This is a genomic window from Rhodococcus mengyinensis, assembly GCF_048381435.1.
GTDB classification, from domain to species: Bacteria; Actinomycetota; Actinomycetes; order Mycobacteriales; family Mycobacteriaceae; genus Rhodococcus_F; species Rhodococcus_F opacus_D.
In genome coordinates, this window is the sequence record NZ_JBLWIT010000128.1 from 1 (window position 1) to 8,236 (window position 8,236).

General features: G+C 65.5%; 3 protein-coding genes. 2 read left to right on the forward strand and 1 reads right to left on the reverse strand.

Annotated features, from left to right (window positions below; all coding sequences use genetic code 11):
• Nucleotides 1-30 precede the first annotated feature (30 nt).
• Nucleotides 31-1,623 carry an AMP-binding protein gene (locus tag ACNJ7E_RS30290; RefSeq protein ID WP_418341678.1) on the forward strand — a complete coding sequence of 531 codons (1,593 nt, stop codon included), beginning with the start codon at nucleotides 31-33 and terminating at the stop codon, nucleotides 1,621-1,623.
• A gap of 415 nt (nucleotides 1,624-2,038) precedes the next feature.
• Nucleotides 2,039-5,293, forward strand: coding sequence for a protein kinase domain-containing protein (locus tag ACNJ7E_RS30295; protein ID WP_418341677.1), 3,255 nt, complete (start codon nucleotides 2,039-2,041; stop codon nucleotides 5,291-5,293).
• 1,069 nt (nucleotides 5,294-6,362) lie between these two features.
• On the opposite strand, the gene ACNJ7E_RS30300 is transcribed toward ACNJ7E_RS30295, so the two are convergent.
• Nucleotides 6,363-8,081: an IS1634 family transposase gene (locus tag ACNJ7E_RS30300; RefSeq protein ID WP_418340312.1), complete on the reverse strand. Its 1,719-nt coding sequence runs from the start codon at nucleotides 8,079-8,081 to the stop codon at nucleotides 6,363-6,365.
• Nucleotides 8,082-8,236: the final 155 nt, after the last annotated feature.

Here is an 8,236-nt window from a genome sequence, read left to right on the forward strand (position 1 = left end):
CTGCTGCAACACTTCGAGGGAGAGGCCCCAGTGAGCTTCAAGAGCCCGTTTCCGGACGTCGAGATTCCGAACCTCAGTGTCTACGATTTCCTCTTCGGCCAGGTCGATCCGGCCGATGGGGACCGGCCTGCGCTGATCGACGGTGCCTCCGGCGCGGTCACCACCTACCAGTCGCTGGTCGCCCAGATCAACGGGGTGGCCGGGGCGCTGGCCGCGCGCGGTCTCGCCGTCGGCGAGGTGGTGGGTCTGCACTCGCCGAACGTTCCCGCGTTCGCGTCGGTGTTCCACGGGATCCTCCGGGCCGGTGGTGTCGCGACCACCATCAACGCCCTCTACACCGCCGAGGACATCGCCAAGCAGCTCACCGACTCGAAGGCGAAGTTCCTGTTCACCGTCTCCCCGCTGCTGCCGCAGGCCAAGGCCGCGGCCGCGAAGGTCGGGATTCCGGTAGAGAACGTGATCGTCCTCGACGGCGCCGACGGGCACCCGTCGCTGAAAGATCTGCTGGCCGAGGGCGCCCCCGCCCCCGACGTGTCGTTCGACCCGGCCACCCAGCTGGCGGTGCTGCCGTATTCGTCCGGGACCACCGGCCGGCCCAAGGGGGTGATGCTCACGCACCGCAACCTGGTGGCGAATGTCTGCCAGATCAACCCGCGGATGGGCATCGGCGCCGACGACAAACTGCTGGCGGTGTTGCCGTTCTTCCACATCTACGGGATGACGGTGCTGCTGAACGCCGCCCTGTACAACCGGGCGAGCTTGGTGACGATGCCGAAGTTCGACCTGGTCGAATTCCTGTCGATCGTGTCCGGGCAGAAGTGCACGTATGTGTTCATCGCCCCACCGGTCGCGGTGGCGTTGGCCAAGCACCCGCTGGTCGACGAGTACGACCTGTCGAGCGTGCATTCGATCTTCTCCGGCGCCGCCCCGCTCGATCAGGAACTGGGCAAGGCCGTCGCCAACCGGCTCGGCTGCCGGGTGCGGCAGGGCTACGGGATGTCGGAGATGAGCCCGGTCTCGCATGCGATTCCATTCGACCGCGACGACATCGCCCTGGACTCGGTGGGGCCGTCGATCGCGAACATGGAATGCAAGCTGGTCGACCCGGCCACCGGCGAGGAGGTCGCCTACCCGGCCGACGGGGTCAGCGAACCGGGTGAGCTGTGGTGCAAGGGCCCGAACATCATGGCCGGGTACCTCGGCAACGAGGCGGCGACCGCGGAGACCCTGGATGCGGACGGGTACCTGCACACCGGCGACATCGCGACCGTCGACGCCGAGGGCGTCGTGACGATCGTGGACCGGATGAAGGAGCTGATCAAGTACAAGGGCTACCAGGTGCCGCCCGCCGAACTGGAGGCATTGTTGTTGACGCACCCGCAGATCGCCGACGCCGCCGTCATCGGGGTTCTCGACGACGAGGGTGAGGAGGTGCCGAAGGCGTTCGTCGTCCGCCAGCCCGGTGCCGAATTGGACGAGGCCGCGGTCATCGCGTTCGTCGCCGAGCGGGTGTCGCCGCACAAGAAGGTCCGCAAGGTCGAGTTCATCGACCTGGTGCCGAAGTCCGCCGCGGGCAAGATCCTCCGCAAGGACCTACGCGCCGCCGAAACTGCCGAGAGGTAGGCCCTCCGACAAGACACACACCGACCGACCACTACCGCCACCCTCATCGACGGTGTCCTGCAGCTGCCCATCTCCACGGCGGCCGCAGGCATGTCGATGGATTTCACCCAGATCGACGAGGCCACCGAGGCCGTGCGCCTCGGCTTGCTCGACCAAATTGTCGCCGACGACGAGATCCACACCGAGCGCCCCAGAGCGCCATGCTCGACGGTATAAGGGAGCCGCCGCCAGCGTGAACGCAGCATCTGCGCTGCCACACGTGTTCGTGCAGCATCGAGTCTGTAGGTGTCGTGAGGGGGTTCGAGGCTACCGTAGCTCGCATCGTTCAGGCTACCGTCAGCGATATCCTGGAAACAGAGGCTGAACGTGCAGATTTCATCGAACACATCGCGGACCGGATGAATCGATCCGGACGATGTCCGATATCGATCCGTTCGAGACCCATCGCGATGTGACCCCGTCGGTCGCGTCGGAACTGGCGGCTGACGGATTCGACGACGCCCGGGAGATCGGGCGTGGAGGCTTCGGTGTCGTGTACCGGTGCACGCAACCCGCGCTCGACCGGACCGTCGCCGTGAAGGTGCTCACCAACGATCTCGCGGAGGAGAACCGCGAGCGCTTCTTTCGCGAACAGCGGGCGATGGGCCGCCTGACCGGACACCCCAACATCGTCAATGTCCTCCAGGTCGGGGTCACCGACAGCGGACAACCATTCATCGTGATGCCGTACCACCCGCAGGGCTCCTTGGACGAACGTATCCGACGGCACGGTCCGTTAGGTGTGGACGACGTACTGCAGTTGGGGGTGAAACTTGCAGGCGCGTTGGAGGCCGCCCACGGCGAGGGCATCGTCCACCGCGACGTCAAGCCGGCGAATATTCTCCTCACCGACTATGGCGAGCCGGCGCTCACAGACTTCGGGATCGCGCATATTTCCGGCGGGTTCGAGACCGCTACCGGCATCGTCACCGGTTCACCCGCGTTCACTGCACCCGAGGTCCTCGGCGGCGCCGCCCCGAGCCCCGCCTCGGACATCTACGGACTCGGAGCCACCCTGTTCTGCGCAGTCACCGGCCACGCTGCATTCGAGCGCCGCAGCGGCGAACAGGTGGTAGCCCAATTCATCCGCATCACAACGGAATCCGCTCCGGATTTGCGAGAGCACGGCCTCGCCGATGATGTTGCTACCGTGATCGAGCAGGCAATGGCCAGTCGCCCCGAGGACCGGCAACCCTCAGCCCTAGCGTTGGGCGAGAATCTGCGCGAGATCCGACGTAGCCGCGGGATAGCTGCAGACGACATGGCGCTCCACGTGCGACCCGCCCCGGAAACAGAACCACCACCGCAGGAGAGGATTCACCTGAACCCTTCCCACCACGAGAGGGGGAATCTCCCCCTGGATTTGTCCAGCTTCGTCGGTCGCAGGCACGAGATCACCGAGGCGAAGAATCTACTGGCGTCGTCACGATTGCTGACGTTGGTCGGAATCGGCGGAGTCGGGAAGACACGTCTCGCACTTCGGCTTGCAACGACTATCCGCCGCGAGTTCGCCGACGGAGCATGGTTCGTCGAGCTCGACGAGGTCCGCACTGCGTCCCGATTGATCGACGTGGTGGCGTCCACGCTTGGTTTGCGGGACCAAACTGACCGGTCGCTACGCGAGATTCTGCTGGACTTCCTGTCGTCGCGAGAACTGTTGCTGGTATTGGACAACTGCGAGCAAGTGGTCGACGCGGTGGCCGATCTCGCGACGGTTCTGCTGCAGCAGAACCCGAATCTGCGCATCCTCGCGACAAGCCGCGAACCCCTTGCAATTGCCGGGGAGGCAGCACTGCGCGTTCCCCCACTCACCGTCCCCGACCCCGACCGCGAGCCGTCCCTGCAGGGTCTGCCCCGCTACGACGCCGTCTCGCTGTTCACCGAACGCGCCACCACGGCGGTATCGACCTTCGCGTTGACCGATGCCAACAAGTCCGCTGTAGCGCGGATTTGTCACCGGTTGGACGGGTTGCCGCTGCCGATCGAATTGGCGGCGGCGCGTTTGCGTGCGATGTCGCCCGAACAGATTCTGCAACGGCTTTCCGACCGCTATGCGTTGTTGACTCGCGGAAACCGAGGCGCGCCTTCGCGCCAGCAGACGCTTCAGTTGTGCGTCGACTGGAGCTACGACCTGTGCACCCCGCTCGAGCAACTGACGTGGGCACGACTGTCGGTGTTCCCCGGCAGCTTCGAACTGGATGCCGCAGAACACGTGTGCGGGGAGAACATGTCGCCGGAGGCGTTACTGGACTCACTGGCATCCCTCGTCGACAAGTCGATCCTGATCCGCGAAGAACACGACTCCCTGGTCCGCTTCAGACTGCTCGAGACCCTCCGTGCCTACGGCAGGGAGAAGGCCCAGCACAACGGTGACTACCACGACCTGCGCCGGCGGCACCGAGATTGGTACCGCCAGCTGGCTCGCACCGCCGAGGACGAGTTCATCGGTCCCAGGCAGCTCGAGTGGATGGAGCGACTGAGCAGTGAGCAGCCCAATCTGCGGGACGCGATGGATTTCTGCCTCGCCGAAAGTGATGCCGACGCCGGTTTACAGATGGCCACACCCTTGTTGCAGCTCTGGGGGTCGCGAGGCCAGCTCAGCGAGGCGAGGCGCTGGCTCGACCAATTCCTGTCACTCCAGAAAGAACACCCGACCGTCACCTACATCCGGGCGCTGTACGCCGACTGCCTGATGTCCGAACAGCAGCAGGACCACCAGCGAGGTGCTGCCCTTGTCGAGCGGGCGCGGATCCTCGCCGATCAGATGACCGACCCGATAGCGCACGCGATCGTCGACCACGCGGACGGCATCGTCGGATTGTTCACCGGCGATCTCACACGCGCGGCGTCACGTCTGGAGCGGGCACAGCCTGTGTTGCGACAAGCCGAGAACGAACTCGCACTGCGGATCGAGTCTCTGACGCTGCTGGGATTGGCGTATCAACTGGCCGACACCGAACCTCACCGGGCAGTCGAATGCTACGAGGAAGTTCTCGCGATCACGGAAGCTCAAGGTGAATCCGTCTATCGGGCCTACGCACTGTGGGCCATGGCCGTCGCACAATGGCGACTGGGTGATCAGCGTCGCGCAACCGACCTACTTGAAGAAGGAGTGCGGCTCGCTCGACTCGTCGACGACCCGGTCAGTTGCGCGAACTGCGTCGAAGTACTCGCCTGGATCGCCGGAACCAGTGACCCTGAACGCGCCAGCACACTGATGGGGGCCGCGGAAGCGCTCGGCCGTGCTGCCGGAAGCCCCTCCGTAATCGTTCCCGACCTGTTCGTTTATCACGAAGAATGCGAGCGGTCCGCCCGCCGGATGCTCATCGAACGCGCCTTCGAGCAAACCTGGCAACACGGCAGGGCAATGGATCTCACGTCCGTTGTCTCCTACGCACTCCGCGAGCAGACCCCGAAGACGAGCCCTCCAGGTTCCACCACCCTGACGAAACGCGAAAAACAGGTCGCCGAACTGATCGCCGAGGGTCTGACCAACAAGGCGATCGCCGCCCGACTCGTCATCTCGCAGCGCACCGCGCAAGGACATGTCGAACACATCCTCACCAAACTTGGATTCACCTCACGAGCACAGGTCGCAGCCTGGGTTGTCGAAGAGAGACAATCGTCCTAGTTGCCGCTCAGCATGAAGGTGAGGCATGGGTCAGCTCGACATCGGACCCGGCGTAGATGCCGAACGACCTCCCGGTGGCCCTAGCCTGATGCGCTCCAGGCCGCCCAGTTTACATAAGGTCCGTTATCGGTACTTCGAAAAGGGTTGTGTACCAGCATATTGGCGCACAACACTGCCAGGGCGATCGCTGCGGAGCGCGGGCTGATCACTCAATTAAGCGAGCCGCAGACCGGGCAGGGCGGAGTGCTGTCCTGCAGAACCTGACCGCAGTCCCTACATCGGAAGGCAGGGGGTTGCTCGACCGGCGGCTGCGCCTTCGGTCGGCTTCGGTCTTGAGCTGGCGGTCGTGCGATCGGGCACACCTCCAGATCTCTTCGGGCTGATCAGCTAATTGGATCCGCACAGTGCGCGTCGCCTCGTCTTGGGACTCGTCCATCTCGCACGGGACAAGTTCTGCGGTCATAGGGACCATTATCGCCCGTGGATGCGGCCCGATCGGGGAGCCGCGTCAGATTCCAAGTTGGTGGCCGTTCGAGTGAGGGAGCGTTACGAGTGTCCTGTTCGAGTGTCCTGTTAGAGGATCGCGAGCGGGACGCTGGGCGCGCGTATGGACAATCGACTGGACGGGCTGCCTTTCACCATGACCACAGCGGGCAACTGGCCCGTCCCTGACGCCAATCGGGGAATCTATCGCACCGACTATCTCGCCGAGCGTCTGCATACGGATCGCCGGATTTCATCGGTTCTCAAACTTCCGGTATTGGGGCTGTGCCAGGATTTATCTGGGTAAATACTCGGGCCGAGCCCGAACACAAGGTTCGGGCGGCCGCCATTCAGGGTGGTCGACATGCGGTTTGTGAACCAGATAACGGCGATTGCGTTTGTCTCGATTCTCGTCAGCTCAGCGTGTAGCAGCAATTCCGATCCGTCCGGTTCGCCACCGACGACTGTCCGGACTTCCGCAGCTGATGGGCACACGATTCCGCGAAAAGGCGTGTTGACGTGCGGGGACGCCGCGCGGCCGCGTTGGGGTCGTGTTACTACAGGCCTTGCTTTGGCGGGATCTCGCTTACGCGTCGGTGGGGGCGAAGTCGAAGAACCGGGGCGGTTCGGGCAGCTCGAGCGCGGTAAGGATCTTTCGCTGCCCGGCGGTGACGGCGGAGCGTTGCGCCACCTGGCCGTGGTCGGTGGCGAGGGTGACCAGGTGCATCCGGTCGAGCTCGTGACGGATGCTGCGCCAGGTGTCACCGGTGGCGGTCTCGGCGACCCGGATCAGCAGCAGCGCCAGCCAGCACAACTGGACGTGGGCGCGGATGCGGTCCTCGCGGTGGTGGAAGACCGGCCGCAGCCCGAGCGAGCCCTTCATGTCGCGCCACCCGGCTTCGACGGCGAGCAGCTGCTTGTAGGCGGCGGCCAGGTCCTCCGGGGTGAGGGTGGTGTCGGACGTGCGTAGCAGCCACTTGCCGTCCAGGCCGGCCTCGGTCTTGATCGCCGTGTGGTCGATGCGCAGCAGCCCGGTGTTGGTGCGCCGCAGATACCGTCGCAGTCCCGGCTTGGATTTGAGCGAGCCGACCAGCTCGTCGCGGCGGCGCGATGTCCAGGTGTCGGAACCGTCGATCAGCTCTTCGAGGTGCGCGACGAGGTTCTCCCGTACGGCCGCGTCGCGGTCCGCCTGGTCCGGGTTGTGGCAGACGACGAATCGCCTGGTCCGGGCGCCGCCGTCGCCGTCCCCGTCACCGCCGGGCGCGACGTGCACCTCCTTGACCCGCAGGTTGCCGGCCACGGTGTGGTAGCGGCCCGGCCTGGCGAGCGCGGCGGCGGCCTCGGTGTTGGTGTGGCGCAGCTTCTCGGCGTGGATGTAATGCCCGCCGCCGCGGGTCAAATACGCTCGGTTCGCGGCGGAGGCGAAACCACGGTCGGCGACCCAGACCAACCGGCGCAGGTTCCACCCGTCCAGGTCGTCTTTGACGGTGCGGATGATCGCGGTGTCGGCGGTGTTGCCGGGGAAGGTCCAGCAGCGCACCGGGATCCCGTCGCGGGTGACGGCCATCGCGATCACCACCTGCGGCAGGTCGGTGCGGAAGTCCTTGGAGTGGCCGAACTCCCGCGCCCCGGACTCGGCCGGGTTACCGGCCCCGTCGTCGCTGGGCGGATCGGCCCGCTCCGGGCCCTCGGTCTCGAAGTAGGTGCTCGTCGTATCGACGAAAACGATGTCCAAATCCAGGTTTAACAGGTGCGCAACGGAATTGAACACATCGGCGGCGATCTCCTCGAGGGCGTCGAGGAGGAAGTCCATGCCCCGGTAGGCCTGATCGTCGGACAACGCGGTCATGTGCTCGATGGCGACGCGTTCGGTCACCCAGCCGGTCGCCGCGAGCTTCGAGCCGGGTTCGAGCGCGCGCTGGGCGACGAGGGTGAAGATCACCCGCTCCACCGCGTCGGCGGCGAGCCGCCGCCCCTCGGCGGCGCGGCGGATCGCCGCCGAGATCCCCAGCCGGTCCCAGAGCCGGTCCAGCGTCCACGCCCCGCCGAGGCGCCGGCAGTCGAGGATCTCCACCTCCCCGCCCGCGGTCGACGCCGCGGCGGACTGGTCGGGGGCGAGGAACCGCGAGATCGACGACACCAGCCGGGCCAACCCGTCCCGGTCCACGGTCTCGGCGCGGCCGAAGTTGTGGATCACCTTCGCGGTCGGCGAGCCGGTGTCCGGGTGCCGCTCGTTGTGCGCGAGCTGCAGATACGACACCACCGAGCCGTCCTTGTTCTTCCGCCGCGTCTCCCGCAGGTACATACCTACACAACACCACATCGCATGCGGCTTCACCAGCCGACACGCCGCAAGTCGTGTGCCTACAGATTTTCGCGTTCCAGACACCCTGCACCGCTCTGACCTGCGCCTTCATTCCGCGGCAGGCACGAAAATGCCTACGAACTGCGGAAGTCCGG

What these genes read in the sequence shown, in the direction of transcription:
- ACNJ7E_RS30295 (WP_418341677.1), top strand. Translation starts at nt 2,039, where the DNA reads ATGTCCGATATCGATCCGTTCGAGACCCATCGCGATGTGACCCCGTCG.
- ACNJ7E_RS30300 (WP_418340312.1), bottom strand. Translation starts at nt 8,081, where the DNA reads ATGTACCTGCGGGAGACGCGGCGGAAGAACAAGGACGGCTCGGTGGTG.